The following is a 24,914-nucleotide window of genomic DNA, read 5'->3' on the forward strand; positions in this document are numbered from 1 at the left end:
CGCACCTATAATCGATCACTCATATAGGTCTGTGACGAGCGACACGCCACGACCCAACGACGATCACAGGTGATGTAAATGCACAACGCCGATTCTCAGCAATGTCTTGCAGAGCGCGCGCCGCAAGGCCTGCCGCTGGCCGCTGAAAGTCTGGACGGCCAGCAGGAGCAGGGCGAGAACTGGTTGCGCAACTGGGTTTTCCGCCGCAACTGTTCCATGTCACCGCAGCAGTTGGTGGTGTTTTTTGTGTCGCTGAGCGTGGTGTCGCTGATGGTTGCGGCGATCGCCTGGGATGTGGGCGGTTCTCTGGTGATGCCGTTCACCGGAATCGAATTGGGTTCGGTGGCGATTGCGTTGTTCGTCTATGGGCGCCACGCGACCGATCAAGAGCGTGTGCGTTTGTCCGCGCAGCAGTTGCAGGTGGAATGGGAAAACGCGGGTGTTGTGCAGACCGTCAGTTTCAACCCGGTTTGGGTGCGGGTGTCGCTGCCGGAGAGTGGGCTGATCGAGTTGTCGTCAGCCGGAAAAACGGCCTACATCGGCCGCTACGCCCGCCCGGAGCGGCGTGCAGTACTGGCGAAAGATTTGCGGGCCGCTTTGCGCGCCCTTTGATGTGTTTTAGGGACAAGACCAATTCTTAGAGTGGGGCGACATGAAAGCATTGCATCAAATCCGACTGGCTACCGCGGCATCTCTTCTGGGTGTCATGGGCGCGGCGCATGCCGCGGTGGAAAGCATTCCCGGAGGTCCGCAAACCTGGGGTCTGTATTTCCAGAATCCTGTTTCTCCCATGGCCAGGCAGGAGCAGTTCCTGATGGACATGATGCTCTGGGTCTGTCTGGGCATCGGGATCGTGGTGTTCGGCGCAATGTTCTATTCGGTGTTCAAGCACCGTAAATCCAAGGGTGCCGTAGCTGCGCACTTTCATGAAAGCACCAAGGTCGAGATCGCCTGGACGGTCATCCCGATCCTGATCGTGATCGCCATCCTGATTCCGGCCACCCGCACCGTCATCGCTCAGGAAAACCACAGTGATTCCTTCATGACCGTCAAGGCAACCGGCGCGCAATGGAAGTGGGGCTATGACTACATGGCCGGACCTGGCAAGGGAATCTCGTTCTGGTCGACGCTGACGACGCCCTACTCCGAAATCTATCAAGGCAAGGATCTGCCGAACAACTTTGTTCTGGCGGTGGATCATGAACTGGTCGTGCCGGTGGACAAGAAGATCAAGATCGTCACCACCTCCGACGATGTGCTGCATGGTTTCTATGTGAATGCCCTGGGGGTGCAGATGGACGCCATTCCCGGCTTCGTCCGTTCGACCTGGTTCACTGCCGAGAAGACCGGCACCTATTACGGCCAGTGCGCGCAGATCTGCGGCAAGTATCACGCCTTCATGCCCATCGTCATCAAGGTGGTGACCATGCCCGAGTACGAGCAATGGGTGGCGCAATGGAAAAAGGCGCATCCCGACAGCACGCCGCCGGCTGACGGCGCAGCGCCCAGCAAAACCTGATCGGGGCGTGGTGGGAGACAGCCCATAACAACGCGGCAAGCACGAGAACAACGTTTCAACATTTTCTGGAATCGCAGGAAAGGAAGTCACCATGAGCGCAGTCATTGACCACGCACCGCCATCGGCCCATGCCGGTGACCACGCCCACGAACATCCGCACGGCATCAGCCGCTGGCTGTTCTCCACCAACCACAAGGACATCGGCACGATGTATCTGCTGTTTGCCCTGTGGATGCTGTTCGAGGGCGGCATTCTCGCGCTCGGTATCCGCACCGAACTGTGGAAGCCTTACGTCTGGCTGCTCAACCCCGAGTTGTACAACGCGTTCTCCACGATGCACGGCATCATGATGATCTTCGGCTCGGTCATGCCCGCGCTGGTGGGTTTTGCCAACTGGATGATTCCGCTGCAGATCGGTGCGCCCGACATGGCCTTCCCGCGGCTGAACAATCTCAGCTTCTGGCTGCTCATTCCTGCGGGCATCCTGCTGACTGCCTCGTTCTTCGTGCCCGGCGGTGCCCCCGGTGTGGGCTGGACACTCTACGCCCCCCTGACCGTTCAGCAAGGCATGGGCATGGACATGGTGATTTTCGCGATCCACATCATGGGCGCTTCGTCCATCATGGGGTCGATCAACATCATCGTGACCATCCTGAACCTGCGCGCTCCCGGCATGACCCTGATGAAAATGCCGCTGTTCGTCTGGACCTGGCTGATCACCGCCTACCTGCTGCTGGCCATCATGCCGGTTCTGGCAGGCGCGGTCACCATGACCCTGACCGACCGTCACTTCGGTACCAGTTTCTTCAGCGCTGCTGGCGGTGGTGATCCGGTGCTTTATCAGCATCTGTTCTGGTTCTTCGGCCACCCCGAGGTGTACGTGATGATCCTGCCGGTGTTCGGCATCGTCAGCTCGGTCATCCCGGCGTTTGCCCGCAAGCGTCTGTTTGGATACAGCTCGATGGTGTACGCGTCGGCTTCCATCGCCATCCTGTCCTTCCTGGTCTGGGCGCACCACATGTTCACCGCGGGCATGCCCACCACAGGTCAGCTGTTCTTCATGTACGCCACCATGCTGATCGCCGTGCCCACGGGCGTGAAGGTGTTCAACTGGGTGGCCACCATGTGGCGTGGTTCCATGACGTTTGAAACCCCGATGCTGTTCGCCATCGGCTTCATCTTCGTGTTCACGCTGGGTGGCTTCACCGGCCTGATGCTCGCCATGGTGCCCATCGACACCCAGGTGCACAACACTTACTTCGTGATCGCCCACTTCCACTATGTGCTGGTGGCTGGTTCGCTGTTCGGTATTTTCATGGGCTTCTACTACTGGTCGCCCAAGTGGACTGGGGTGATGTACAACGAAACAGCAGGCAAGATCCACTTCTGGACCTCCATGATTTCGTTCAATATCGCCTTCTTCCCGCAACACTTCCTGGGTCTGGCTGGCATGCCGCGTCGCTATGTGGCCTACCCGGTGCAGTTCACTGACTTCAACCAGATCTCCACTGTTGGCGCTTGGCTGTTCGGTCTGTCGCAGGCCTACTTCCTGTTCGCGGTGGTGATTCCCATGCTGCGCGGCAAGGGTGAAAAGGCGCCTCAGCGCCCGTGGGAAGGTGCGGAAGGTCTCGAGTGGGAAATTCCGTCACCGGCACCGTTCCATACCTTCGAAACCCCGCCCAAGCTCAATGCCGATGCAACCCGCGTGCTGGGTTACAACTGAGAATCGAAATGAGTAATCGCCAGCTTCCTCCAGAAAAGCGCCGTCAGAATTTCAAAACGGCGATGATCATAGTCAGTATCGCACTGGCGATTTATTTTGGTTATCTCATCAAGGCAAAGGTATTGGGTATTTGATTCATTCATGTGGGGCGCAGGATGTTGACGGCGCCCCACATGAACTTGAATAGAGCAACTGTGTTGAGCAAAGAACCTCAGCCGTCTTTCCTCCGTGCACTGATTGCGGTGCTCTGGTCGTTTGCCGGAATCCGCAAGTCGAGTGAACGTAGTAAAGATTTTCAAAATGCACGACCTGAACACATCGTCGCTGCTGGATTGATTGCAGCGTTCGTGTTTGTTGTCGGATTGATCTTGATTGTCAATTTCGTGATTTCCAGCGCTGCGCGCACATAACAGGAGGCAATATGGCATCGACATCCCAGCCGCATGGGTATTTTTTACCTGGACCGTCACAGTACCCAGTCTTGACATCGGCCGGGTTATTGGCAATGGCGCTCGGTGCGGCGCTCTGGTTCAATGGGGTTCCCCATGCGGAATGGCTGTTGCTTGCCGGTTTTGTCTGGCTGGTTTACGTCGTGTTCAGCTGGTTCGGCAAGGCCATTGGCGAGAGCGAATCCGGAAAACATAACCAGCGCGTCGATGTTTCTTATCGCTGGAGCATGGCCTGGTTCATTTTCTCCGAAGTGATGTTCTTTGCATCGTTCTTCGGCGCGCTGTATTACTCGCGTGAGTTTTCCCTGCCTGATCTTTCAGCTCTGCACAGCAAGATTCTCTGGCCGAATTTCAGCGGCACCTGGCCGTCCACAGGCCCTGGAGGTCTCATTCCGGCGGTGCCCGAGGCGTTGGGTCCCTGGCCGATTCCCACGATCAACACCGCGTTGCTGCTGAGCTCTGGTGTCACGCTGACCATCGCGCACCATGCACTTCGCGCAGCTCATCGTGGCAAAGCCATCTTCTGGCTGGCTCTCACGATCGCGCTGGGTGTCGTCTTCCTCTTCATGCAGGGTTACGAATACCACCACGCCTACACCGTCGAAGGCGTGAAACTGACTTCCGGGATCTACGGGTCGACCTTTTTCATGCTGACGGGTTTTCATGGCTTCCACGTGTTTCTCGGCGCCACCATGCTCTCGGTGGTGCTCTACCGGTTGATCAAGGGCAACTTCACTGCCGATCATCATTTTGCCTTCGAAGGGGCCGCGTGGTATTGGCACTTCGTGGACGTGGTCTGGTTGCTGCTGTATGTGCTGGTTTACTGGCTCTGATTGAGCACGAATCAGGAAAATGCGCCGCATTTGCGGCGCATTTTTACTTCCTGCTTACTGACCGACATCATGCGGGTGGATCCAACCCAACTTGTAGCTGATGATCAGAATGAGGAACAACAGGACCGAGAAGCCGACTCGGAAAGTCAGTGCATACACAGCGCGATTGCTTTTGCCCTTATCCTTCATCACAAAGAACAGGCCGGAAAACAAGCTGGCAATGATGAGCAGGAAGGCAATGGGGATCAGGATTTTCATGGTGCGAGCCTGTGCAATTGAGTGAGCAGATTACCTCAGATTCTCCGAGTCGAATGCAGATGCGTGCCTTTGGCCCCAAGGACTTGCTGATCATCATTCTGGGCGTGTTGGTGATCGGCATCACGACTTCGCTTGGTTTCTGGCAACTCGGCCGTGCCCACGAAAAGGAAGCCCTGCATTTGCGCATGGATCAGCGCGAACGCGCATCTCCCCTGCGGATCGGTGCGGACAACATTCGGTTGCAGGCCGATATCTGGAGACGCGCCACGGCGACAGGGTCTTTCGCGGAAAAATTGACCGTGTATCTGCAGAACCGCCAGCAGAATGAGCAGACGGGATTCTGGGTGATGACTCCGCTGAAGCTGGCGGGGCGCGACGAGTACGTGATGGTGCAGCGGGGATGGATTCCGCGCAATTTTCAGGCAATGGATTTGATTGCCCCCTACATAACGCCTCAAGGATTGACGCAGATCGATGGACTCATCGCCCCGCCGCCCTCAGAATGGTTTTCGTTTTTCTCCGATCCGCCTGCTGCCGTGATCCGGCAAAATGTGAACCTGAAGCAGTTTGCGGCCTTCCACCACATCAAGTTGCTTCCCTTTGTGTTGCGCCAATCCGGCAACCTGCATGACGGCCTGGGACGCGAATGGCCTGCCGCCAATACGGGAATCAGCACGAACTACGGGTACGCTGCGCAGTGGTTCGGCATGAGTGCAACGGGCGTCGTCTTGTTGATTTATTTTGTTTTCTGGCGTTTGCGAAAGTTCAGGTTGGGCCGCGGCGCGCTCACCCCGCCAGATGGGGCATGAGCGCACGCCTTGATTGTCCTGACGCACCCTTTTAGACGCAGCGATTGTGAGCACACCCTTGACCTCCAGTTTGAATTCCCCAGGCCAGACACCGGCCCGTAAGCCACGTTCGATGTTCACGCTGTGGTTGCTGCTCGCCATGTCGGCTGCGCCCATCGTGGCGGCCTTTTTTCTGTTCTATGTGGTGCATCCCACCGGCAAGCCACCCTATGGCTCTCTGGTCGAGCCCCAGCGGCCCATCCCGCTCGATCTCGGACTGAAGACACTCGATGGCAAGCCTTACGATCTCAGGCGGCTCGAAGGCTACTGGCTGATGGTGATGGCAGCGCCTGCAGCCTGCGACGCACAATGCCAGCGGTCACTTTTCTACATGCGCCAGATCCGCATTGCGCAGGGCGATAACCGCGATCAGATCGTTCGTGTCTGGCTGATCACCGATGATGCAGCGGTCAACCCGGGCGTGCTGGTGCCTGCCGAAGGAACGTTGATGTTGCGGGCAGATCCGCAGAGGCTCCTTGCCTGGCTGCCCAACAAGGGCGGGATGCTGCAGGGCCCGACCTGGCTTGTCGATCCGTTCGGTCATCTGATGATGCAGTTCCCGGCCAATCCCGATCCCACCAAGATGCGGCGTGTGCTCACGCGGCTGTTGTTCAACAACGCCGGGATCAAATTCAAGCATGTGGAGCCGGTGCAATGAATCTCGCAAGCAATGCCATCTGGCAGTTTTCCCTGCACTGGGTGCAGGCGTTGGTGTGGGTCATCGTGCTCGCAGGAGTGTTCTGGATCGGTTTGAAAATGCGCTGGTCCAAGCTCACCGCCGTGCTGGTGTTCCTCACGCTCGATCTGGTGATGTTCGGCTCGTACGTCCGCCTCACGGACTCAGGTCTGGGATGCCCGGACTGGCCAGGGTGCTATTCCAAATTCACACCGCTGCAGGCGCATGAGCAAATTGCGCAGGCAGTGAAGGAGCAGGGCGGTACGCAGGGGTATGTGAGCCCGTTCAAGGCCTGGATCGAGATGATCCATCGCTATGCGGGCAGCATCATCGGCACACTCATCATGGTGCTGCTGGCGCGCGCCATCTGGGCCCGCAAGCATGGTGAGGATATTCAGCTTGGCCTGCCCCTTGCGCTGTTTTTCTGGGTCGTGCTGCAGGGTCTGTTCGGCAAGTGGACGGTGACCATGCAGCTGATCCCACTGGTCGTCACACTGCACCTGATGGGTGGCATCATCCTGCTCATGCTTCTGGCCTGGTTCTGGATGCGTAACCGGGCCGATCTGGTGAGTGTCCATGCCGGGGGGCTGACCCGGACCTTGCTCTGGACGGCCACGGCCGCCGTGCTGATGCAGATTTTCCTGGGTGGCTGGACCAGCACCAACTACGCCGCACTGGCCTGCAGTGGCTTTCCGACCTGCAACGGCACCTTCACACCAGATGCCAACTGGGCACAGGGCTTCACCTTCTGGCGCCATCTGGGCCTGACCGGGGATGGTCAGCCCATTACCGAAGCTGCGCTGGTGGCCATTCAGTGGGGCCACAGACTGTTTGCGATTTTTGCCACGGCTGCAGTGTTCGCCGCAGTGGCCGCCATGTGGCGGCATCCGGCGCTGCGTCGGCTGGCCGGCTGGATCGCGTTCGCCGTGGTGCTGCAGGTGATCTTCGGCATCGTGCTCGTGACCGAGGGTCACCCGCTCGTCGTCGCGGTTGCGCACAACGGCGGTTCGGCCATTCTCGTGCTGCTGCTCACCACGGGCATCTATCGTGTCAGCGCGACGGTGCGTCAGCAGGCGCCTTCGGAGTCTCTTGGTTCTTCCTTCGTCAAGCAACGGGCGGGCCAGGTGCTGCCCAGGCACTGATCCATTTCGTGGAGATCAGCATGAATCCTCAAGTTCTCAACAACGCTCCCAGTCCGCTTCGTGTGGCCTCGCAGCTGTACGCGCTGACCAAGCCCCGCGTGGTACAGCTCATCGTGTTCTGCGCCGTGATCGGCATGTTTCTCGCCGAGTCCACGCTGCCTGCCTGGCAGCCGGTGGTGTTTGGCACCCTGGGCATCTGGCTGGTGGCCAGTGCGGCGGCGGCGTTCAACTGCCTGGTCGAGCAGAAGATCGACGCAGTGATGCGCCGCACTGCCTGGCGCCCCTCGGCCAATGGCGAGCTTGGCGCGGCGGCCATCATCAGCTTTTCCGGCGTGCTTTGCGCCGCGGGCATGTGGCTGCTCTACACCCAGGTCAATCCACTCACCATGTGGCTGACCTTCGGCACCTTCGTGGGCTATGCGGTGGTTTACACCATCTTCCTCAAACCGGCCACGCCGCAGAACATCGTCATCGGCGGGGCTTCTGGCGCCATGCCGCCGGTGCTGGGCTGGGCTGCAGTCAGCGGCCATGTGTCTGTCGAGGCCATGCTGCTGTTCCTCATCATTTTTCTCTGGACACCGCCGCACTTCTGGGCGCTGGCGCTCTACCGTGTGGAAGACTACAAAAAGTCCGGCCTGCCCATGCTGCCGGTCACGCACGGCTCAGAATTCACTCGGACCCAGATCCTGCTGTACACCCTCCTGCTGTCAGCAGTGACCTTGCTGCCCTATGTGCTGGGCATGAGCGGACTGATCTATCTGGCCAGCGCAGTGGTGCTCGACGGCATTTTCATCGCCTACGCCTGGGCGCTCAAGCGTGAATACAGCGATTTGCTCTCGCGCAAGACGTTCCGCTATTCCATCCTGTACCTTTCGTTGCTCTTTGCGGCCCTGCTGGTCGATCACTATTTGCACTTCCATTTCGTCTGATGCCCAAGCGTTTCTCTGCCGCCCGCCGCAGCTTCGTCCTTGCTGCCTCGGCATCCGTCCTGGCCTTGGCCGCCTGCAGCAAGCCGTATGCATTTCACGGGGTGGACATCACCGGCGTGCCCTATGCAAGCGGCTTTGACCTGACCGATTTCAACGGCAAGCAGCGCACCTTGTCAGACTTTGCCGGCAAGGTGGTGGTGATGTACTTTGGCTACACCCAGTGCCCCGATATCTGCCCGGCGTCGATGCAGGTGGTGGCGCAGGCCATGGATGACCTGGGCGACAAGGCGCGGGATGTGCAGTTCCTGTTCGTCACCGTCGACCCGCAGCGCGATACGCCTGAAATTCTCAAGTCCTACGTCACCCACTTCAACCCGACCTTTCTCGCACTCACGGGCACGCCCACGCAGATCGAACAGACCGCCAAGGACTTCAAGGTGTATTACAAGAAGGTGCCGGGCAAGACGCCGGGCAGCTACACCATGGACCACACGGCAGGGTTCTATGTGTTCGATCCGAAAGGCAAGATCCGCCTGTTCGAGCGCGAAGGCGTGACTGCCGCCGATCTGGCGCAGGATCTGAAGGCCCTGATCGACGGTCGCTGAGCGGCGCTCGCCAGCGCTTGCCCGCGTCGATCGGCCAGTGCGCGCTGGCATGAACGCATCCACCCCGACCTACATCGGCCGCTTTGCACCGTCACCGACCGGGCCGCTGCATGACGGTTCACTGGTTGCGGCGCTGGCCTCCTGGCTGGACGCGCGGGCGCGGGGCGGGGTTTGGCTGGTGCGGATCGAGGACGTGGACTTCACCCGCAACCTGCCGGACGCAGGGCAGCGCATCCTGCAGCAACTGGCAGACTGCGGCCTGCACCCAGACCAACCGCCCACCTGGCAATCGCAGCGCTCTGCCCTGTATCAGCACGCGCTGGATGCGCTGATTCAGACGGGCCATGCTTACCCCTGCGCCTGCTCACGCAGCGAGATTCTGTCGGTGCTGGCGCAAAGCGGCCGACTGCCAGAGCGCGGTCAGGAGCCGGTCTACCCGGGTAGCTGTCGCGACGGTCTCAACGGACGTCCGGCGCGTGCGTGGCGCGTGCGACTGCCGGATGATGCGAGCAAGCCCCTGCACTGGATCGACAGGCGACTCGGCGCGCAATCGCAGGTGCTCAGTCGAGATGCGGGCGACTTCGTGCTCAAGCGGGCGGACGGTGCCTGGGCCTACCAGCTCGCCGTGGTGGTGGACGATGCGGCGCAGGGCGTGACCGATGTGGTGCGCGGCGAGGATCTGGCGGCGTCCACCGCGCGGCAGATCGCGCTGCAGCGGCTGCTCGGTCTGCCGACCCCGCGCTATCTGCACACCCCGCTGGTGCGCGATGCGAAAGGCGAAAAGCTCTCCAAGCACCGGGGTGCGCAGGCCTTCGTTGCGGGGCCGGAGAGCGTGCGCGCGGCGCTGCGGGTGCTCAATTTGCAGGTGCAGGCGCAGACGCTGCCCGAACTGCTGGCGCAGGCGGTTCACGCCTGGCGGGCGCGCTGGGTCACAGCGCCGCCAGCCGCTTGAGCGCAGCGTCCAGCGTTGCCTCCTGCTTGGCAAAGCAAAAACGCACCACTCCGCGCTGTCTGCCGTCGGGCTCGAAGGCAGACAGCGGAATCGCGGCCACGCCAACCCGCTCGGTCAGCCAGCGGCAGAAGTCTGTGTCCGGCAGGTCGCTGATCGCGCCATACCGCACGCACTGAAAATAGCTGCCGCTGCAGGGCAGGATGTCGAAGCGGGTTGCGGCCAGCCCGGCGCGGAAGCGGTCGCGCTTGGCCTCCCAAGTTCAACACTTCGGGGCCGATTTCCCGGCCTTCGGGCGGGCCTGAGGCCGGACGTGGCGTGTTGAATCAATGACTTGAGCGCGCGGAGGGGTTGGTTTTAGCGGGCGGCTTGTAGTGGCACGTTTATAACTGTGTTGTAGTTGATTGCGCGCTTCGCATCGGTTACACTCCGGTCATGTTCATCAAGGTCACCCAGTCCGGCGGTCGGCGCTACGCGCAGCTTGTGGAATCGTTCCGCAACGAGGCAGGACAGCCGCGTCAGCGCACGGTGTGCACGCTGGGTCGGCTCGACGTGGGCGGTGACGTGGACAAGCTGGTCGCCGGATTGCAGCGTGCCCAGGGCCGCGCGCCACCGAGTTCGTCGTTGCAGGGGCTGCGCTTTCTTGGCAGCCGGCAAGCGGGCGACGTCTGGGCGCTGGCGCAACTGTGGAAGCAACTCGAACTCGATGAGTTGGCCGGCGCCTGGAGGCGCTCGAAGACCGAGGTTGACGTGCTGGGCTGTCTGCGCGCCATGGTGTGGAACCGCCTCAGCGACGCGGGGAGCAAGCTGGGGGTACTGCGCTGGCTCGACACGGTGGCGCTGCCCACGGAATTCACCTTCGGCCAAGCCCCTCAGCACCAGCACCTGCTGCGGGCGATGGATGTGCTCGACGAGCATGCCGACGCCTTGGGCGAGAGGCTGTCGATGCTGCTGCGCCCTTTGGTTGACCAGGACCTGTCGGTGGTGTTCTACGACCTCACGACAGTGAGCGTTGCCGGCGACAGCGAGTTGCCCGGCGACGTGCGTGCGCACGGGATGGGCAAGTCCGGCAAGGTGGAGCGCCAGTTCATGCTCTCGCTGGTGCAGACCGCCGACGGGTTGCCGATCGCCCATGAGGTGCATCCCGGCAACACGGCTGAGGCGCGCACGCTGTTGCCGAGCATCCGGCGTCTCCTGGCGCGTTACCCGCTCAAGCGCGTGGTGCTGATCGCCGACCGCGGCCTGCTCAGCCTGGACAACCTCAAGGAGCTGAGCGCGCTGGGTGAGGCGTTGCGAGCCGAAGGGCGCGACGTCGACGTGCAGTACATCCTGGCGGTGCCCGCCGCGCGCCACAGTGAGTTTGCCGACGATCTGCGCCGTCTGGCCACCGGGCAGGACAGCGCCACGCCGTGGACGGCGCAGCTGCCGTGGCAACAGCAACGCCTGGTTGTCGCCCACGACCCGGAGGTGGCAGCGCGTCGCCGCCAGCGGCGCGAGGACACGTTGGCCGAGCTCGTCGCGCTGGGCCAGCAGTGGGGCGGCACCCTCGATGCCCAGGACGCCGGTCATCGGCGACCTGGGCGCCCGCTGTCGGATTCGGGCGCGACCGCGCGCTTCTACCACGCGGTCAAGGACGCCAACATGGCCCACGTGGTCAAGGTCGACCTTCAGGGCGAGCTGTTCAACTACGCGATCGACGAAGCGCGCAAGCACTACCTGGAACTGCTCGACGGCAAGCTGCTGCTGGTGACCAACACCGATGCGCCGGCCGACGAGGTCGTGCAGCGCTACAAGAGTCTGGCCGACATCGAGCGCGGCTTCCGGGTGCTCAAATCCGACATCGAAATCGGCCCGGTCTACCACCGGCTACCCCAGCGCATTCGCGCCCACGCACTGATCTGCTTCATCGCACTGATCCTGTACCGCGTCCTGCGCATGCGGCTGCGCGCGGCCGGTCGCGAGGGCTCACCCACGCGCTGGCTCGAGCAGCTGCGCGCCATCCATCAGCAGACGGTCCAATCCGCCAGCGGCGAAACCGCGTACGGACTCACCGAAATCACCCCGGCGCAGAAGGCGCTGTTCGCCGATCTGTCGTTGCCCACGCCAGCCCCCACCGACCTGCCCGCGCCCCTCCTGTAGTCTGCGTTCGGAAGCCAGCTTCCAATGCAATCAACAAGTTGCGTGCCGGAAGTGTCGAAGTCGTGTGGCCTGGTAGAACGCGCTGAGATTGCGGTACGGCGCCGGATCGGCAAGATAGGCCGCCAGGCCGTGTTGCATCGGCGTGTTGACCGTGAACACATTGAACTGATGCACCTTGCGGAATTCCGCGGTGAGCGCCGCCGGCGCGGCGACGCTGCCCACCTTCCAGCCGGTGACATGAAAGGTCTTGCCAAAGCTCGACACCACGAAGGCGCGCGCGGCCAGCCCGGCAAAGCGCGCGGCGCTGTGGTGCTGCGCGCCGTCGAACACCATGTGTTCGTAAACCTCGTCGGCGATCAGCACGATGTCGGTCGGCGCGAGCAGCGCGTCGAGCGCGCGCATGTCGTCTTCGCTCCACACCGTGCCGCTCGGGTTGTGCGGGGTGTTGATCAGCAGGGCGCGGGTGCGCGGGGTGATCGCCGCAGCGATTGCGGCCAAGTCGGGGCGGAAATCGTCACGCAGCGGCACGGTGCGGGCGATGCCGCCGCACAGCGCGATGTTGGGCAGGTAGCTGTCATAGCAGGGCGTGAGCACGATGACCTCTTCGCCCGGATGCACCACGGCGAGCAGCGCGGTGAAGATGGCCTGCGTCGCGCCGGCGGTGATGGTAATCTCGGCATCGGCGTCATAACGGTGGCCGTAGAGCGCGGCGATCTTGTCGGCCACTGCCTGCCGCAGCGCGGGCACGCCGGCCATCGGCGGGTATTGGTTGTCGCCGCGGCGCATGGCGGCTTCGACTGCGTCGATCAGCTTGGGGTCGCAGTCGAAATCGGGAAACCCTTGGCCGAGGTTGATCGCGCCGTGCTGCTGCGCCAGCGCCGACATCACGGTGAAGATGGTGGTGCCGACCTGCGGCAGACGCGAATCGAGGACAGGGGTGCGGGGCGGCATGGGCAAACCGGATCAAGGGGAATCAGATCGAGAACACATCCTGCCCGTCCAGTTCACCGCGCAGGGTCTGTTCCACCAGCTTGCGCGGCAGGCGGGGCGAGATGAGTTCGGTGAACAGGGGAACAAAATTGCGCTGCAGCACACCGCGCTTGAACGCCACGCGGGTGAGCTGCTGGCCGAACAGGTGACCCACCGGCAGCGCGCGCAGGCCGGTGTCGCGTTCGGGGGAGATGGCCATTTCCGCGATCAGCCCGACGCCCAGACCGAGTTCAACGTAGGTCTTGAGCACATCGGAGTCGAGCGCTTCGAGCACGATCTGCGGTTGCAACTCGGCATGCGCGAAGGCGGCGTCGATCTGGCGGCGGCCAGCGAATGTCGGCTCATAGGTGACCAGGGGATAGGTGGCAAGTTCGGCCAGCGTGGGTTCGACGCGCTCGCACAGCGGATGGCCATGCGGCACCACGGCCAGATGCTGCCAGCTGTAGCACGGCAGGGTCAGCAGATCGGGCGCGTCCTGCAGCGACTCGCTGGCCAGCCCCAGGTCGGCACGCTCCTCGCGCACCGCCTGCGCCACCTGCTCGGGTGTGCCCTGGATGAGTCTGACCTGCACCGCAGGCATGCGGCGGCGGAATTCGGCGATCGCCCACGGCAGCTTGTAGCGCGCCTGCGTGTGCGTGGCCGCTACCGTCAGCTCCCCGGCATCGCGCGCGGCATAGTCCTGTCCGATGCGCTTGAGGTTGGCTACCTCGCGCAGGATGATGTCCACACTGCGCAGCACCTCCACGCCGGGCTCGGTGAGTTTGCGGATGCGCTTGCCGTGCCGGCTGAAAATCTCGACCCCGAGTTCGCTTTCCAGCTCGATGATGGCCTTGGACACCCCGGGCTGCGAGGTGTGCAGCGCGCGCGCCGCCTCGGTGAGATTGAGCTTGCGGCGCACGGCCTCCTGCAGGAAGCGGAACTGGTGCAGATTCATCGCCGTCCTCGTGCGTCGTCCTTCAGCGGAACCGCACCTGCCAGGCAAACACGATCAACCCCAGTCCGCCGAACAGCAGCATGGGCATGGCGGCCGTGAGCGCGGGTGGCCAGGTGCCCAGGATGCCCAGGCTGGAGAACAGGGTGTTGAGCAGGATGAACGCAATGCCCAGCACGATGCCCGCGAGCACCTTGCCGCTCACCCCCTTGGAGCGCGTGTGCAGATAGGCGAAGGGCAGGGCGAGCAGCAGCATGACCACGGCACTGAACGGATAGAACAGCTTTTTCCAGAGCTGGATTTCATAGCGCTCGGCGGCCTGGTGATTGGCCCGCAAATGCTGGATGTACCGCCACAGATCGATGGCCGACATCTTGTCCGGCGGCAACAGCAGCACCCCGAGCACACTGGGCGACAGCGAAGTCTGCCAGCGAAAACTCGGCAGCTGACTGACCTGCAGCGCAGCGCCCGTTTGCAACGGCAGATCGGTGCGGGTGACGTTGTGCAGCATCCAGGTGCCACTGCCCTCGTACTGGCCGCTGAGGGCGTGGAGTTCTGCCGTGATCTGCGCCTGCGCATTGAGCACATAGATGCGCACGTCGGTGAGATCGCCCTGCGTATTGATGGCCTGGATATTGACGGTCTGGTTGCCGCTGCGATCGGAGTCATTGCGCAGCCAGACACCCGAGGCCAGCTGCGTGCCGATTCCGGTGCCACCGCCAGCCTTCATCTGTGCGGAAAGCTGCCCGGCCGCAGGCGCCAGCCATTCGCCCAGCAGAAACAGCGTGATCACCAATGCGGCGGCCAGTTGCAGCAACAGCAGCAGCGCCCCTCGCGGGCTCAGCCCCGACATCCGCAAAATGGTGAACTCGCTGCTGGCGGCCAGCGACGACAGTGCAAATACCCCACCGACCAGGGTGGCGATGGGCAGCACCTCATAGGCGCGGCTGGGCATGCTCAAGGCCACATGCAGCAAGGTGCCGCTGAGACTGAAATCTGGCTTGCCGAGGTTGCTCAGGTCGTTGAGCATGTCAATGAAAAACAGCAAGGCCAGAAACGCGAACGTCACCAGACCGACAGCGCTCAACACATGCAGAAGCAAAAAGCGGCGAACCGTGCGCATCAGGCGTTTGCTCCGCGTTGGGTGAGTCCATGCCACAGACGCTGCAGCCCGCCATTGCCGCGCAACAGCAGCGCCAGCAAAAACGCAAGGGCAGCGCCATGCAGCAGCAGAAATCCGGTGGTGAATCCCACCCGCCCCTCGCTGATCCAGCCCTGCAGCACGTTGAGCAGATTGAAATAGATCAGATACACCAGGATGGCGGCGATCAGGCTGCCTGCACGCCCGGTGCGCACCGAACCTGAGGCCAGCGGCAGCGCCATGAGCGCAAGCAGCGCGGCCGACAACGGCACGCCCAGCCGCCAGGACAACTCGCCCAACCAGTTCGGCAGGGTCGGGTTGAACAGATACTCGGTGGGCACATTGCGATTGGGTTGCGCCAGCCAGTTCACTGGGCCGGTCTTGTTAGCCGTTACCGTGCTCAGGCCGCTGGTGGCGTCGAGCCGCATCTCCAGGGTGTCGAACGCTGTGATGGTGTAGTTCACTTGTCCCGGTGTGTGTGCGTAGCGGTTGCCATTGCGCAGCACCAGAAACGGCTGGCCGTCGATGCGCTGCACCTGCGCCGATCGTGCGGTGATCAGGACTGTCTGCCCGGACGTGTCGTCGCGGATGAAGATGTCATGCGCCACGCCCCCAGCCTGCGCGCCCTTGTCGATGAAAAACACCCGCTTGCCCGAGGCCGATTCGCGAAATTGCCCCGGCGCCACGCGCGAAATGTCCGAGCGCTGCTCGAAGCGGATGCGCAGCGCGGTGGACTGCTGGTTGGCCCACGGCCAGGCGAACAGGGTGAGCGCCGCGATCAGCAGCAGGATGGGCCAGGAAAAACGCAGCACGCTGCCCATCAGCCGCAGCCGCCCGACACCCGTGGTGCGCCAGATGGTCATTTCCGAATCGAGCCACAGGCGCGTGAACGTGAGCAGAACGGCCAGAAACAGCGACAGGGTGATGACGATTTGCAGATAGCTCAGTGCGGTGAGCCCAATGAGCAGGAACACGTCCTGCGGACTGGCCTGACCATCGGACGCCTGCCCCAGGATGCGGATGAGCATCAGGGTGATGACCACGGTGAACAGCACGGTGAAAGCGCCGCCAAAGTTGCGGCTCATTTCACGGCGCAGGGTGAGGTCGAGAAGCATGCGGAAGAACGGGCGGCGAGAGCGGTAGGCGGGAGCGGGCCGCGGGCGTGGGCACGGGGCGCGGTGCGATGGAATAATGCATTCCACACTCTCCATGGAACCCGGACATGAAATTCAGTATATCTGCCGTCAAAAAGCCTCTTCAGACCAAAACCGATGTCTTGGTCGTGTTCGTTCCGGAGGGGCGCGGTGCCAGCGGGTTGGGCGATGCCGACGCGCTCGACGACCTGATCGCGCAGCTCGCGGTCGATGGCGATTTCAAGGCCAAGCCTGGCAGCACCATGCTGCTGCATCGGCCGCAGGCGGTTGCGGCGCGGCGTTTGCTGCTGGTCGGACTGGCCGCCAAGCCAGACATGCGCGACTGGAAGAAGGCCCTGCAGGTTGCCGCCGGTGTGATCAAGAGCCTGCCCGTGGCGCAGGCGCATCTGCTGTGCGTCAACGGGCTGGACACACTGGCCGAGCTCGCGCCTGTGGTGTTCGCCGACGTGTTTTACCGCTACGACACCACCCGCACCGTCGATCAGAATGACCCGCCCCGGCTCGACGCCGTGCATCTCTGCGCAGTTGGCGCCGAAGCCGGGCTGACGCATGCCAAGGCCGTCCTGCAGCAAGCGGAATCCGTGGCCATCGGCGTGCGGCTCACGCGCGAACTGGCCAACCTGCCGGCCAATTACTGCACGCCGACCTATCTGGGGGACATGGCGAAAAAGCTCGCCAAATTCCACAACCTGACCTGCAAGGTGCTCGGTCGCGCCGAGCTGGAAAAACTCGGCATGGGCGCGTTCCTCGCCGTGGCGCAAGGCTCGGTGCAGCCGCCTCGCTTCATCGTGCTGGAGTATCACGGCGCAGGCAAGAAGGAGGCGCCGCATGTGCTGGTCGGCAAGGGGGTGACGTTCGACACGGGCGGCATCTCGCTCAAGCCCGGCGCCGAGATGGACGAGATGAAGTTCGACATGTCCGGTGCCGCCTCGGTGCTGGGCGCGTTCGAGGCGATCGCGCGCATCAAGCCCCGGCTCAATGTGGTCGGCCTGATCGCGGCCACGGAGAACATGCCCGATGGCGGCGCGGTCAAGCCGGGCGATGTGGTCACCAGCATGTCGGGCCAGACCATCGAAATCCTCAACACGGATGCCGAAGGTCGCCTGATTCTTTGCGATGCACTGACCTACGCCGCGCGTTACAAGCCGCAGTCCGTCGTGGACATTGCCACCCTGACCGGCGCCTGTGTGATCGCGCTGGGCAAGGTCAACAGCGGCTTGTTCACGGACGACGACGCGCTCGCCAACGCTCTGCTCGAAGCCGGTCGCACCGTGCTCGACCCCTGCTGGCGCCTGCCGCTGGAGACCGAGTACGCCGACGCGCTCAAGAGCAATTTCGCCGATGTGGCCAATATTGGCGGCCGTCCGGCTGGCGCCATCACGGCGGCCTGCTTCCTGTGGCGCTTCGCCAAGGACTACCGCTGGGCGCATCTCGACATCGCGGGCACCGCCTGGAACAGCGGGACCAACAAGGGGGCCACAGGCCGCCCGGTGCCGCTGCTGGTGCGCTATCTGCTGTCGCAGGTGAAATGAGTCTGCGCGCATCGACCTCAGTCTGAGTCCATGGCCTGCGCCGTCGAATTTCGTGTGAACCTGCCAGATCCGCTGCGTTACGCCTGCGGACTGCTGCGCACGGCGACCCAGCACAGTGCGCGGCTGCTGGTTGCGGCGCCACAGCCGTTTCTCGATGAACTCGATCAGCTGCTCTGGACCTTTCAGCCCGGCAGCTTTGTTGCGCATGTCTGGCAGGACGACCCGCTTGCCGCGCAAACGCCGGTCATCCTCGCGGCCACCCCGGATCTGCAGAAGGCAGGCCGCCTGGACGCGCTGGTCAACCTCGGCCCCGATCTGGTGCCGGGTTGGGACAGTCTGGATCGCGTGATCGAACTCGTGGGCGAGCACGCCCCCGACAAGCCCGCTGCCCGCGAGCGGCTGCGGGCCTACCGCGCGGCCGGTGTCGAGCCCAAAGTCATTCCGTCTGGATCATGAAACCCCTGCCTCCCCAGCATGTCATCCTGCCCGTGCTTACCGAGCGCCTGCAGCCCGACGACGCCGTCACAGAGGGGGACATTGCCGCGCCTTTTGAGGTCCAGCCATCGGCCTATGCCGATGCGGTCTATCGCGATCCGGCATCGCTGCTGCAAACCGCCGATCCGATTGTGCGTGCGTCCGCAATCGACCCGAATCAGCTCTGGGCGCAGATCGCGCCGGTACTGCAGCAGCGCTTGCAGGAGCAGGTGCGTGCCGAGCTTGATGCCCTGGCTCCGCAAGTTGCCGCCAAGGTGTTTCAGTCGATCGAACAGATGCTGCGTGATTCCCTTGCCGAGGCGGTGAAACAGCGATAGGTTGGCGCAGCGATCGACGCGATGCGCGCTGAAATCCGCCGCAGACTTGTCAACCAGACGTTGCCCAGGCACATTGCTTGCTTACCTTGGGAAAGGCGATCTGTTCAAAAATCTGTAACTCAGTTAATGTATCGCTCTGTCAGATTCATCCTGACTTCACAACACAACACATCTCTCACTCGTTTGGAGGCTCATTCATGAAACTCAAATATGTTGCTCCGCTGCTGGCTCTGTCCATGGCCATCGGCACTGCGTACGCGGAAGACACCGTCACCGTCACCATCGGCAGTGCATCGCCCATGTCCGGCCCGCAGGCCAGCTTCGGTCAGGACAACGCCAATGGCGTGAAAATGGCCATCAAGGACCTGAACGCGCAGAACATCGTCATCGGCGGCAAGAAAGTCATCTGGAAGGTCGACGCCCAGGACGATCAGGCCGATCCGAAACAGGCCACCACCGTGGCACAGAAGTTCGTCGATGAGAAGGTCAACGGAGTGGTCGGTCACCTGAACTCCGGTTGCACCTTCCCGGCCTCGCGCATCTACAACAACGCCGGCATCCCTGACATCACTCCGTCGTCCACCGATCCCAAGATCTCGCAACAAGGCTTCAAGACCTTCTTCCGCATCATCGCCAATGACAATGCGCTCGGCTCTGGTCTGGCCAATTACGCCAAGAACAAGCTCAAGGCCAAGACTGTTGCAGTGATCGACGACCGCACCGCCTACGGCCAGGGTGTTGCCGACGTGTTTGCCAAGACCGCGCAAAAAGACGGCATGAAGATGGTTGATCGCGAGTTCACCAACGACAAGGCCACCGACTTTTCCGCCATTCTGACCAAGATCAAAGCGTCGAATCCCGACATCATTTTCTATGGTGGCATGTACAGCCAAGCTGGTCCGCTGGTGCGCCAGATGCGCCAACTGGGCATCAAGGCCACGCTGATGGGCGGTGACGGCATTTGTGCACCGGAACTGGGCAAGCTGGCGGGCGAAGCGGTTGCCGGCACCATCTGCGCCGAAGGCGGCTCGCCGCTGAGCCAGATGCCGGGCGGCGAAGCCTGGAAGAAGCGCTACGACGCCGAGTTCGGCCCCAATGCCTTCCAGCTCTACTCCCCGTACTCCTATGACGGCACCATGGTGCTGGCGCACGCCATGATGAAGGCCAAGTCGGTCGATCCGAAGAAATATCTGCCCTTCATTGCCAATGTCAACTACAACGGCGTGACCAAGAAAGACATCCACTTCACCAAGACCGGCGAACTGGTGGATGCGACCATCACCATCTCGGAGTTCGACAAGGACGGCAAGAAGAGCGTGCTGGCCGTGCAGTAACTCTGTTGCCTCCAGGTGCGCAGCGGTCTGTGCCTGGATTCAACAAAAAAGCGCCCCTCGGGGTGCTTTTTTTAATGGTGCGCCCGGCAGGGCGCACTCACTTGGAGGTGAAAGTCCTCTACTCGCCCGGCAAGGGGAAGAGTTAGCCGAACGGCAAGGGTGTTCTGGGCGACTGGAAATCTGGAGGAAGCCGAAGGCAAAGCGCTGGCCTGACGAACAGGAAGCGGATACGAGGCGGCACGGTGGGGTGAGGCGGCCATTATCGTCAAAGCCCGAAACTTGCACGGAACGCCGTGACGTAGATCCGACGGGCATAAGCGTGACAAGCCGAAGGCGAAGGACGCCCGAAGGGCGGTCCCGCGCAGCGGGATGCCGTCACGAGCGAAGCGAGGCGGCACAAGGTGGGTGCGTCATACCCGGGGAGATCTGCACAGGTGCCGAGGGCGACCTTTGTGCTACTGCCATCGTGAGATGGCGGGATGCCTGTGCAGAAGTCAGCAGAGGCCATAGTAGGCGAAAGCCGAAGGGCCGAACATTGAAGACCGCGAGTAGGCGGCGGGAACACGGAGCATGTCGAGGAAGGCAGAAGATCCGCGCAAAGCGGATGCGAACCTGGATGCGGTGGCGCGGAACGTCGCCGGGGCCGGGACTCGTGCCGAGGCTGAGCCGACGACCCGCAAGCAGACGAAAGCGGAGTGGGCGCGGGCAAGCGGGCTGATGGAAGCCGTGGTCGAACGCGGCAACCTGGTGCTTGCCTATGATCGGGTGCTCAAGAACAAAGGGGCGGCCGGTGTCGATGGCATCGGCGGCAATGAGTTCAAAGCACACCTCAAGCAACACTGGCCGACGATCAAGGCCAAGCTTCTGGCGGGGGAATACGTGCCCTCACCAGTGCGCCGGGTGGACATCCCCAAGCCGCAAGGCGGGGTCAGGACACTCGGCATACCGACGCTGACGGATCGGCTGATCCAGCAAGCGTTGCATCAAGTCCTCTCGCCGATCTTCGAGGCGGACTTCCCGGCGCACAGCGACGGCTTCCGAGCGGGGAAGAACGCCCATCAGGCGGTCAAGGCAGCGCAGCAATACGTGGCCGCAGGCCGCCGGGTCGTGGTCGACATCGACCTGGAGAAATTCTTCGACCGGGTCCATCACGACCTGCTGATGCAGAAACTCTCGACGAAGATCAGTGATGGTCGGGTACTGCGCCTCATCCGCCGGTATCTCGAAGCGGGCATGATGGCACAGGGGATCGTCTCCCCGCGGACGGAAGGCACGCCGCAAGGCGGGCCCTTGAGTCCACTGCGATCGAACATCCTGCTGACGGAACTGGACAAGGAACTGCAACGCCGGGGCCATGCCTTCTGCCGCTATGCAGACGACTGCAACATCTACGTCAAAAGCAAGGCGGCGGGGGAGCGGGTCATGGCGAGCATCACCCGGTTTCTGGCGGACACGCTCAAGCTCAAGGTCCATGTGGCCAAGAGCGCGGTGGCCGAACCGTGGAAGAGGCAGTTTCTGGGCTACAGCCTGACGTGGCACAAAGCCCCGAAGCTGCGGATCGCGCCGACCAGCCTGAGCCGGCTGGACGACAAAATCCGCGCAGTACTCAAAGGCGCGCGGGGGCGCAACCTGACGACGGTCATCCACGAACTCAACCCGATCCTGCGCGGCTGGGCGGCGTATTTCAAGCTGACCGAAACCAAGCGGGCGCTGGAAGAGCGGGATGGCTGGATCAGGCGCAAGCTGCGCTGCATCCTGTGGCGGCAGTGGAAACGCCCCTACACTCGCGCCAGGAACTTGATGAAGGCGGGGCTAACGGAAGAGCGGGCATTTCGCTCGGCGTTCAACCAACGCGGGCCGTGGTGGAACAGTGGCGCAAGCCACATGAACCAGGCCTTCCCGAAGTCCTTCTTTGATCGATTAGGTCTGGTGTCGCTGCTTGATACGACGCGACGACTCCAGTGTGTTCAATGAACCGCCGGATGCGGAACCGCACGTCCGGTGGTGTGAGAGGGCGACGGGGGTGACCCCGTCCCCTACTCGATCTCATCAGCACAAGACATGCCAAAAAACTAAAAAGGCACAACAAATACGCAACAAAAAAGCCGAGGAGCTTGTGGCACTCGGCTTTGGGTGGGATGTCAACCGTAGTCAATCAGCTGATGCACATCACACTATCGCTGCAGCGAACCCATGAGGTTCGCGCATCGCGGCAATTACTTCTTCAGCGACAGAACCCACTCGGCCAGTTGCTTGGCCTGGGCGGGGGTGACTTGCGGGTTGGCCGGCATGGGAACCGGGCCCCACACGCCAGACACGCCGTGCAGAATGGCGTTGCTCAGGGTGTCCACGGCGCCGGGCTTGCCAGCGTACTTGGCCGCGACGTCTTGATAGGACGGACCAACCAGTTTCTTGTCGACTGCGTGACAAGCCAGGCAGTTCTTCGATTTGGCCAGAGCCATCATGTCTTCAGCGGCGAAAGCCGACGACATGGTCATGGTGGCGGCAGCGGCCAGAGCAGCAGCAAAAACAGCTTTTTTCATTCCAGTCCTCCAGAGGGTTAAACAAAACAGGTACAGCCAAGTAACGCATCTTAGTCAATTCGGTTGACTTGGAGCGAAGGAAGTCAGCGAGAATGATCGCGTCGTCGGTTCAGATTGATTTTGCGCAACACGCGCTGTGCAATTCGGTGTTTCCTTTTGTATCTTGTCGCGATTCCCTCCCAGCAGGTGCAATGTCATGGCGTTCGTCATCCTTGGTCTGATTTTCATTGTCCTCAAGCTCATGGGCATTGCGCCTGTCGCTGCCTGGTCCTGGTGGTGGGTGCTTCTGCCGCTGGCGCTTGCCTTCATCTGGTGGGAGATCATCGATCCCATGTTCGACATCTCGAAAAAGCGTGCGATGAACGAGATGGCGGATCGGCAAAAGGCGCGCCGACAGAAATACCGCGCCAGCCTGGGGCTGGGCAGCGATCGTCGAAAAAAATAGACCCTGCATGGTGGCGGCTGGGCGGCTCTGCGATACACTTTCCTCGGTCAGGAGAGAGCTGTCTTGCCGCAGCCGCCGAAGGCGTAAGCCCGATCAGGGTGTACCGCTCAGGCAGAAGGACTGACCACACCGCAAGGTGTTCCTCACTGGAGAGTGGCGCTGCATCTGGGCGCTCACCGAAGGGGCAAGTCTGGCCATGTGCCGGATCAATCTCTCAGGTACCCGGGACAGCGAGGGGTTGAGCGCCGCGCTTTGCTGCCGTCATGGTGCGAAGCGTGGAATGACTGGCGCAAGCGCCGCACCCCCGCGAGAACCCGACGTGTCCGATTCCACAGCTTCCGATCTGATTTCCACCCCCTTGCACGCGCTGCATCTCGAACTCGGCGCCCGCATGGTGCCGTTTGCGGGGTATGCCATGCCAGTGCAGTATCCGGCGGGCATTCTTGCCGAGCACCTGCAAACCCGGCAAAGTGCCGGTTTGTTCGATATCTCGCACATGGGGCAGGTGGCGTTGCGCGGTGATGGCGCTGCTGCCGCGCTCGAAACCCTGGTGCCGGTGGACATTCAAGGGCTGGCCGAAGGCAAGCAGCGCTACGCCCTGTTCACCAACGACGCGGGCGGAATTCTCGACGACCTGATGGTGATTCCTCGCCCGCGTGCCGATGGTCAGGGGCTTGAGCTGTTCCTCATCGTCAACGCCGCCTGCAAGGCGCAGGATGTCGCCCTGCTGCAGACCCTCGCAGACCGCTGCGAGATCGTTCCCATGCCCGAGCAGGCGCTGCTGGCGCTGCAGGGGCCGCTGGCGGTGCAGAGTTTCGCCCGGCTGATGCCGCAGGCCGCAGGGCTGGTGTTCATGACCGGGCGCTGGATGGACGTTCCGACGCCGACCACGCCGATCCGCATCTATGCCACCCGCAGCGGCTACACCGGCGAGGACGGGCTGGAGATTTCGGTGGCGGCGCACGATGCCGAGCGACTGGCGCGGCTGCTGCTGGCCTTGCCCGAGGTCAAACCCATCGGTCTGGGCGCGCGCGATACCCTGCGTCTGGAAGCCGGTCTGTGCCTGTATGGCCACGATATCGACACCACCACCACCCCGGTCGAAGCCGGGCTGAGCTGGGCCTTGCAAAAAGTCCGCCGGACCGGGGGCGCGCGGGCAGGGGGCTTTCCCGGCGCGGACCGCATCCTGTCGCAGCTCGACAACCCTGCTGTCGTGACGCGACGCCGGGTTGGCCTGATCGGGCTGGATCGCACGCCGGTGCGCGAGGGCACCGAATTGCATGCAGCCGATGGCCGCCTGGCCGGCCGCGTGACCAGCGGCAGTTTTGCGCCCAGCGCAGGTGGGCCAGTGGCCATGGCGTATGTCGCCACCGAATTCACCGCCCCGGGCACCACGCTGCATGCCCAGGTGCGCGGCCGTGCCGTGCCCATGCAGTTGCAACCCATGCCGTTTGTGCCGCACCGCTATTGGCGCGGGTGATTGATGCGCGGCGGTTGGCTGTTTCGACTCTTTTCTGTTTCAAGCCCGTTTCTGATTCGACTTTTCCCTGCTATCCGGAGTGTTCCATGAGCCTGAAATTCACCCCCGACCATGAATGGATCCGCCTCGATGCCAATGGCATCGCCACCGTCGGCATCACCCCCCATGCGCAGGACGCGCTGGGCGATGTGGTGTTCGTCGACCTGCCCGAGGTCGGCAAGACCTATGCCGCGCACGACACCGTTGGCGTGGTCGAGTCGGTCAAGGCCGCGGCAGACGTGTTCAGCCCGGTTTCTGGCGAGGTGACAGAAGTGAACGAGACCCTGCGCGCCGACCCCTCGCTGGCCAACACCGACCCGCAGGACAGCGGCTGGTTCTTTCGCATCAAACTGTCCGACCCGAGCCAGCTCGATGGTCTGATGGACGAGGCCGCCTACGCCGAACTGCTCAAGAACGCCTGAGCGCCATTGCCCGCTTCCCCG

The 24,914-nt window shown here is 62.4% G+C and carries 26 protein-coding genes, 2 pseudogenes and 2 riboswitches; of the genes and pseudogenes, 21 read left to right on the forward strand and 7 right to left on the reverse strand.

Annotated elements, in window-relative coordinates; all coding sequences use genetic code 11:
• The first annotated feature begins 78 nt into the window (after nt 1-78).
• The 6 genes from AC1ZQA_RS02555 to AC1ZQA_RS02580 all read left to right on the forward strand — a co-directional run bounded on the left by AC1ZQA_RS02555 (nt 79) and on the right by AC1ZQA_RS02580 (nt 4,524).
• Nucleotides 79-612 carry a DUF2244 domain-containing protein gene (locus AC1ZQA_RS02555; RefSeq protein ID WP_482678281.1) on the forward strand — a complete coding sequence of 178 codons (534 nt, stop codon included), beginning with the start codon at nt 79-81 and terminating at the stop codon, nt 610-612.
• A 40-nt stretch (nt 613-652) separates the two neighbouring features.
• Nucleotides 653-1,519 carry a cytochrome c oxidase subunit II gene (gene coxB, locus AC1ZQA_RS02560; RefSeq protein ID WP_482678282.1) on the forward strand — a complete coding sequence of 289 codons (867 nt, stop codon included), beginning with the start codon at nt 653-655 and terminating at the stop codon, nt 1,517-1,519.
• Between the two features lie 91 nt (nt 1,520-1,610).
• On the forward strand, nt 1,611-3,242 hold the full coding sequence (ctaD, locus tag AC1ZQA_RS02565; RefSeq protein ID WP_482678283.1) for a cytochrome c oxidase subunit I: 1,632 nt from the start codon (nt 1,611-1,613) through the stop codon (nt 3,240-3,242).
• Nucleotides 3,243-3,250: 8 nt separating this feature from the next.
• On the forward strand, nt 3,251-3,376 hold the full coding sequence (locus AC1ZQA_RS02570) for a hypothetical protein (protein WP_482678284.1): 126 nt from the start codon (nt 3,251-3,253) through the stop codon (nt 3,374-3,376).
• Nucleotides 3,377-3,436: 60 nt separating this feature from the next.
• The gene (locus tag AC1ZQA_RS02575; RefSeq protein WP_482678285.1) at nt 3,437-3,652 is read left to right on the forward strand and encodes a DUF2970 domain-containing protein; all 216 of its coding nucleotides are present in this window, start codon (nt 3,437-3,439) and stop codon (nt 3,650-3,652) included.
• A gap of 11 nt (nt 3,653-3,663) precedes the next feature.
• Nucleotides 3,664-4,524, forward strand: a complete 861-nt coding sequence (locus AC1ZQA_RS02580; protein WP_482678286.1) for a cytochrome c oxidase subunit 3 — start codon at nt 3,664-3,666, stop codon at nt 4,522-4,524.
• A 54-nt stretch (nt 4,525-4,578) separates the two neighbouring features.
• Here AC1ZQA_RS02580 and AC1ZQA_RS02585 read toward each other — a convergent pair whose 3' ends face one another.
• Nucleotides 4,579-4,782 carry a twin transmembrane helix small protein gene (locus AC1ZQA_RS02585; RefSeq protein ID WP_482678287.1) on the reverse strand — a complete coding sequence of 68 codons (204 nt, stop codon included), beginning with the start codon at nt 4,780-4,782 and terminating at the stop codon, nt 4,579-4,581.
• Nucleotides 4,783-4,835: 53 nt separating this feature from the next.
• Here AC1ZQA_RS02585 and AC1ZQA_RS02590 point away from each other — a divergent pair, with 53 nt between their 5' ends.
• The 6 genes from AC1ZQA_RS02590 to gluQRS all read left to right on the forward strand — a co-directional run bounded on the left by AC1ZQA_RS02590 (nt 4,836) and on the right by gluQRS (nt 9,934).
• The gene (locus AC1ZQA_RS02590; RefSeq protein ID WP_482678288.1) at nt 4,836-5,591 is read left to right on the forward strand and encodes an SURF1 family protein; all 756 of its coding nucleotides are present in this window, start codon (nt 4,836-4,838) and stop codon (nt 5,589-5,591) included.
• 112 nt (nt 5,592-5,703) lie between these two features.
• Nucleotides 5,704-6,288, forward strand: coding sequence for an SCO family protein (locus AC1ZQA_RS02595; protein WP_482678289.1), 585 nt, complete (start codon nt 5,704-5,706; stop codon nt 6,286-6,288).
• Entirely contained in the window at nt 6,285-7,448 is a 1,164-nt protein-coding gene (locus AC1ZQA_RS02600) for a COX15/CtaA family protein (RefSeq protein WP_482678290.1), read from the forward strand. The genes AC1ZQA_RS02595 and AC1ZQA_RS02600 overlap by 4 nt, the downstream gene beginning before the upstream one ends.
• Before the next feature lie 20 nt (nt 7,449-7,468).
• Nucleotides 7,469-8,377: a heme o synthase gene (gene cyoE, locus AC1ZQA_RS02605; RefSeq protein ID WP_482678291.1), complete on the forward strand. Its 909-nt coding sequence runs from the start codon at nt 7,469-7,471 to the stop codon at nt 8,375-8,377.
• Nucleotides 8,377-8,982 (forward strand): SCO family protein, encoded by a 606-nt coding sequence (locus AC1ZQA_RS02610; RefSeq protein WP_482678292.1) that lies wholly within the window; start codon nt 8,377-8,379, stop codon nt 8,980-8,982. Before cyoE ends, AC1ZQA_RS02610 begins: the two co-directional genes overlap by 1 nt.
• Before the next feature lie 49 nt (nt 8,983-9,031).
• Complete coding sequence (gene gluQRS / locus AC1ZQA_RS02615; protein ID WP_482678293.1) at nt 9,032-9,934, forward strand: tRNA glutamyl-Q(34) synthetase GluQRS; 903 nt, start codon at nt 9,032-9,034, stop codon at nt 9,932-9,934.
• Here gluQRS and AC1ZQA_RS02620 read toward each other — a convergent pair.
• Nucleotides 9,912-10,190, reverse strand: a pseudogene (locus AC1ZQA_RS02620) (aminotransferase class I/II-fold pyridoxal phosphate-dependent enzyme); the annotation flags it as partial. The gene gluQRS and the pseudogene AC1ZQA_RS02620 overlap by 23 nt on opposite strands.
• A gap of 176 nt (nt 10,191-10,366) precedes the next feature.
• On the opposite strand from AC1ZQA_RS02620, the gene AC1ZQA_RS02625 reads away from it, so the two are divergent.
• Nucleotides 10,367-12,070: an IS1634 family transposase gene (locus AC1ZQA_RS02625; RefSeq protein ID WP_482678294.1), complete on the forward strand. Its 1,704-nt coding sequence runs from the start codon at nt 10,367-10,369 to the stop codon at nt 12,068-12,070.
• A gap of 60 nt (nt 12,071-12,130) precedes the next feature.
• Here the strand turns inward: AC1ZQA_RS02625 and AC1ZQA_RS02630 are convergent.
• The 4 genes and pseudogenes from AC1ZQA_RS02630 to lptF all read right to left on the reverse strand — a co-directional run.
• Nucleotides 12,131-13,021, reverse strand: a pseudogene (locus AC1ZQA_RS02630) (methionine aminotransferase); the annotation flags it as partial.
• 22 nt (nt 13,022-13,043) lie between these two features.
• Nucleotides 13,044-13,994, reverse strand: a complete 951-nt coding sequence (locus AC1ZQA_RS02635) for a CysB family HTH-type transcriptional regulator (RefSeq protein ID WP_482678295.1) — start codon at nt 13,992-13,994, stop codon at nt 13,044-13,046.
• A 22-nt stretch (nt 13,995-14,016) separates the two neighbouring features.
• Nucleotides 14,017-15,114 (reverse strand): LPS export ABC transporter permease LptG, encoded by a 1,098-nt coding sequence (gene lptG / locus AC1ZQA_RS02640; RefSeq protein WP_482678296.1) that lies wholly within the window; start codon nt 15,112-15,114, stop codon nt 14,017-14,019.
• Nucleotides 15,114-16,247, reverse strand: coding sequence for an LPS export ABC transporter permease LptF (gene lptF, locus AC1ZQA_RS02645; protein WP_482678297.1), 1,134 nt, complete (start codon nt 16,245-16,247; stop codon nt 15,114-15,116). Before lptF ends, lptG begins: the two co-directional genes overlap by 1 nt.
• A gap of 107 nt (nt 16,248-16,354) precedes the next feature.
• On the opposite strand from lptF, the gene AC1ZQA_RS02650 reads away from it, so the two are divergent.
• The 5 genes from AC1ZQA_RS02650 to ltrA all read left to right on the forward strand — a co-directional run bounded on the left by AC1ZQA_RS02650 (nt 16,355) and on the right by ltrA (nt 21,938).
• Nucleotides 16,355-17,818 (forward strand): leucyl aminopeptidase, encoded by a 1,464-nt coding sequence (locus AC1ZQA_RS02650; RefSeq protein ID WP_482678298.1) that lies wholly within the window; start codon nt 16,355-16,357, stop codon nt 17,816-17,818.
• Nucleotides 17,819-17,848: 30 nt separating this feature from the next.
• A complete protein-coding gene (locus tag AC1ZQA_RS02655) occupies nt 17,849-18,274 on the forward strand; it encodes a DNA polymerase III subunit chi (protein WP_482678299.1) in 426 nt (141 codons plus the stop codon).
• Nucleotides 18,271-18,630 (forward strand): hypothetical protein, encoded by a 360-nt coding sequence (locus AC1ZQA_RS02660; protein ID WP_482678300.1) that lies wholly within the window; start codon nt 18,271-18,273, stop codon nt 18,628-18,630. The genes AC1ZQA_RS02655 and AC1ZQA_RS02660 overlap by 4 nt, the downstream gene beginning before the upstream one ends.
• A gap of 197 nt (nt 18,631-18,827) precedes the next feature.
• Entirely contained in the window at nt 18,828-19,964 is a 1,137-nt protein-coding gene (locus AC1ZQA_RS02665) for a branched-chain amino acid ABC transporter substrate-binding protein (RefSeq protein ID WP_482678301.1), read from the forward strand.
• Between the two features lie 570 nt (nt 19,965-20,534).
• Nucleotides 20,535-21,938 carry a group II intron reverse transcriptase/maturase gene (gene ltrA, locus AC1ZQA_RS02670; protein WP_482678302.1) on the forward strand — a complete coding sequence of 468 codons (1,404 nt, stop codon included), beginning with the start codon at nt 20,535-20,537 and terminating at the stop codon, nt 21,936-21,938.
• Nucleotides 21,939-22,180: 242 nt separating this feature from the next.
• Here ltrA and AC1ZQA_RS02675 read toward each other — a convergent pair whose 3' ends face one another.
• Nucleotides 22,181-22,507 carry a c-type cytochrome gene (locus AC1ZQA_RS02675; protein ID WP_482678303.1) on the reverse strand — a complete coding sequence of 109 codons (327 nt, stop codon included), beginning with the start codon at nt 22,505-22,507 and terminating at the stop codon, nt 22,181-22,183.
• A 196-nt stretch (nt 22,508-22,703) separates the two neighbouring features.
• On the opposite strand from AC1ZQA_RS02675, the gene AC1ZQA_RS02680 reads away from it, so the two are divergent.
• From AC1ZQA_RS02680 to gcvH, 3 genes are all read left to right on the forward strand, one after another.
• Nucleotides 22,704-22,952: a TIGR04438 family Trp-rich protein gene (locus AC1ZQA_RS02680; protein ID WP_482678304.1), complete on the forward strand. Its 249-nt coding sequence runs from the start codon at nt 22,704-22,706 to the stop codon at nt 22,950-22,952.
• 38 nt (nt 22,953-22,990) lie between these two features.
• Nucleotides 22,991-23,085: riboswitch (glycine riboswitch) on the forward strand.
• A 3-nt stretch (nt 23,086-23,088) separates the two neighbouring features.
• A riboswitch (glycine riboswitch) is annotated at nt 23,089-23,193 on the forward strand.
• A 78-nt stretch (nt 23,194-23,271) separates the two neighbouring features.
• Nucleotides 23,272-24,432 (forward strand): glycine cleavage system aminomethyltransferase GcvT, encoded by a 1,161-nt coding sequence (gcvT, locus tag AC1ZQA_RS02685; protein ID WP_482678305.1) that lies wholly within the window; start codon nt 23,272-23,274, stop codon nt 24,430-24,432.
• A gap of 86 nt (nt 24,433-24,518) precedes the next feature.
• Nucleotides 24,519-24,893, forward strand: coding sequence for a glycine cleavage system protein GcvH (gene gcvH / locus AC1ZQA_RS02690; protein ID WP_482678306.1), 375 nt, complete (start codon nt 24,519-24,521; stop codon nt 24,891-24,893).
• Nucleotides 24,894-24,914 lie beyond the last annotated feature (21 nt).

It is taken from the genome of Thiomonas sp. DCM-2, from assembly GCF_056820905.1.

Excerpts from the sequence above, each read along its gene's own strand:
- AC1ZQA_RS02555 (WP_482678281.1), top strand. The coding sequence starts at position 79 with ATGCACAACGCCGATTCTCAGCAATGTCTTGCAGAGCGCGCGCCGCAA.
- coxB (WP_482678282.1), top strand. The coding sequence starts at position 653 with ATGAAAGCATTGCATCAAATCCGACTGGCTACCGCGGCATCTCTTCTG.
- ctaD (WP_482678283.1), top strand. The coding sequence starts at position 1,611 with ATGAGCGCAGTCATTGACCACGCACCGCCATCGGCCCATGCCGGTGAC.
- AC1ZQA_RS02570 (WP_482678284.1), top strand. The coding sequence starts at position 3,251 with ATGAGTAATCGCCAGCTTCCTCCAGAAAAGCGCCGTCAGAATTTCAAA.
- AC1ZQA_RS02580 (WP_482678286.1), top strand. The coding sequence starts at position 3,664 with ATGGCATCGACATCCCAGCCGCATGGGTATTTTTTACCTGGACCGTCA.
- AC1ZQA_RS02585 (WP_482678287.1), bottom strand. The coding sequence starts at position 4,782 with ATGAAAATCCTGATCCCCATTGCCTTCCTGCTCATCATTGCCAGCTTG.
- AC1ZQA_RS02590 (WP_482678288.1), top strand. The coding sequence starts at position 4,836 with ATGCAGATGCGTGCCTTTGGCCCCAAGGACTTGCTGATCATCATTCTG.
- AC1ZQA_RS02595 (WP_482678289.1), top strand. The coding sequence starts at position 5,704 with ATGTTCACGCTGTGGTTGCTGCTCGCCATGTCGGCTGCGCCCATCGTG.
- AC1ZQA_RS02600 (WP_482678290.1), top strand. The coding sequence starts at position 6,285 with ATGAATCTCGCAAGCAATGCCATCTGGCAGTTTTCCCTGCACTGGGTG.
- cyoE (WP_482678291.1), top strand. The coding sequence starts at position 7,469 with ATGAATCCTCAAGTTCTCAACAACGCTCCCAGTCCGCTTCGTGTGGCC.
- AC1ZQA_RS02610 (WP_482678292.1), top strand. The coding sequence starts at position 8,377 with ATGCCCAAGCGTTTCTCTGCCGCCCGCCGCAGCTTCGTCCTTGCTGCC.
- gluQRS (WP_482678293.1), top strand. The coding sequence starts at position 9,032 with ATGAACGCATCCACCCCGACCTACATCGGCCGCTTTGCACCGTCACCG.
- AC1ZQA_RS02625 (WP_482678294.1), top strand. The coding sequence starts at position 10,367 with ATGTTCATCAAGGTCACCCAGTCCGGCGGTCGGCGCTACGCGCAGCTT.
- AC1ZQA_RS02635 (WP_482678295.1), bottom strand. The coding sequence starts at position 13,994 with ATGAATCTGCACCAGTTCCGCTTCCTGCAGGAGGCCGTGCGCCGCAAG.
- lptG (WP_482678296.1), bottom strand. The coding sequence starts at position 15,114 with ATGCGCACGGTTCGCCGCTTTTTGCTTCTGCATGTGTTGAGCGCTGTC.
- lptF (WP_482678297.1), bottom strand. The coding sequence starts at position 16,247 with ATGCTTCTCGACCTCACCCTGCGCCGTGAAATGAGCCGCAACTTTGGC.
- AC1ZQA_RS02650 (WP_482678298.1), top strand. The coding sequence starts at position 16,355 with ATGAAATTCAGTATATCTGCCGTCAAAAAGCCTCTTCAGACCAAAACC.
- AC1ZQA_RS02655 (WP_482678299.1), top strand. The coding sequence starts at position 17,849 with ATGGCCTGCGCCGTCGAATTTCGTGTGAACCTGCCAGATCCGCTGCGT.
- AC1ZQA_RS02660 (WP_482678300.1), top strand. The coding sequence starts at position 18,271 with ATGAAACCCCTGCCTCCCCAGCATGTCATCCTGCCCGTGCTTACCGAG.
- AC1ZQA_RS02665 (WP_482678301.1), top strand. The coding sequence starts at position 18,828 with ATGAAACTCAAATATGTTGCTCCGCTGCTGGCTCTGTCCATGGCCATC.
- ltrA (WP_482678302.1), top strand. The coding sequence starts at position 20,535 with ATGTCGAGGAAGGCAGAAGATCCGCGCAAAGCGGATGCGAACCTGGAT.
- AC1ZQA_RS02675 (WP_482678303.1), bottom strand. The coding sequence starts at position 22,507 with ATGAAAAAAGCTGTTTTTGCTGCTGCTCTGGCCGCTGCCGCCACCATG.
- AC1ZQA_RS02680 (WP_482678304.1), top strand. The coding sequence starts at position 22,704 with ATGGCGTTCGTCATCCTTGGTCTGATTTTCATTGTCCTCAAGCTCATG.
- gcvH (WP_482678306.1), top strand. The coding sequence starts at position 24,519 with ATGAGCCTGAAATTCACCCCCGACCATGAATGGATCCGCCTCGATGCC.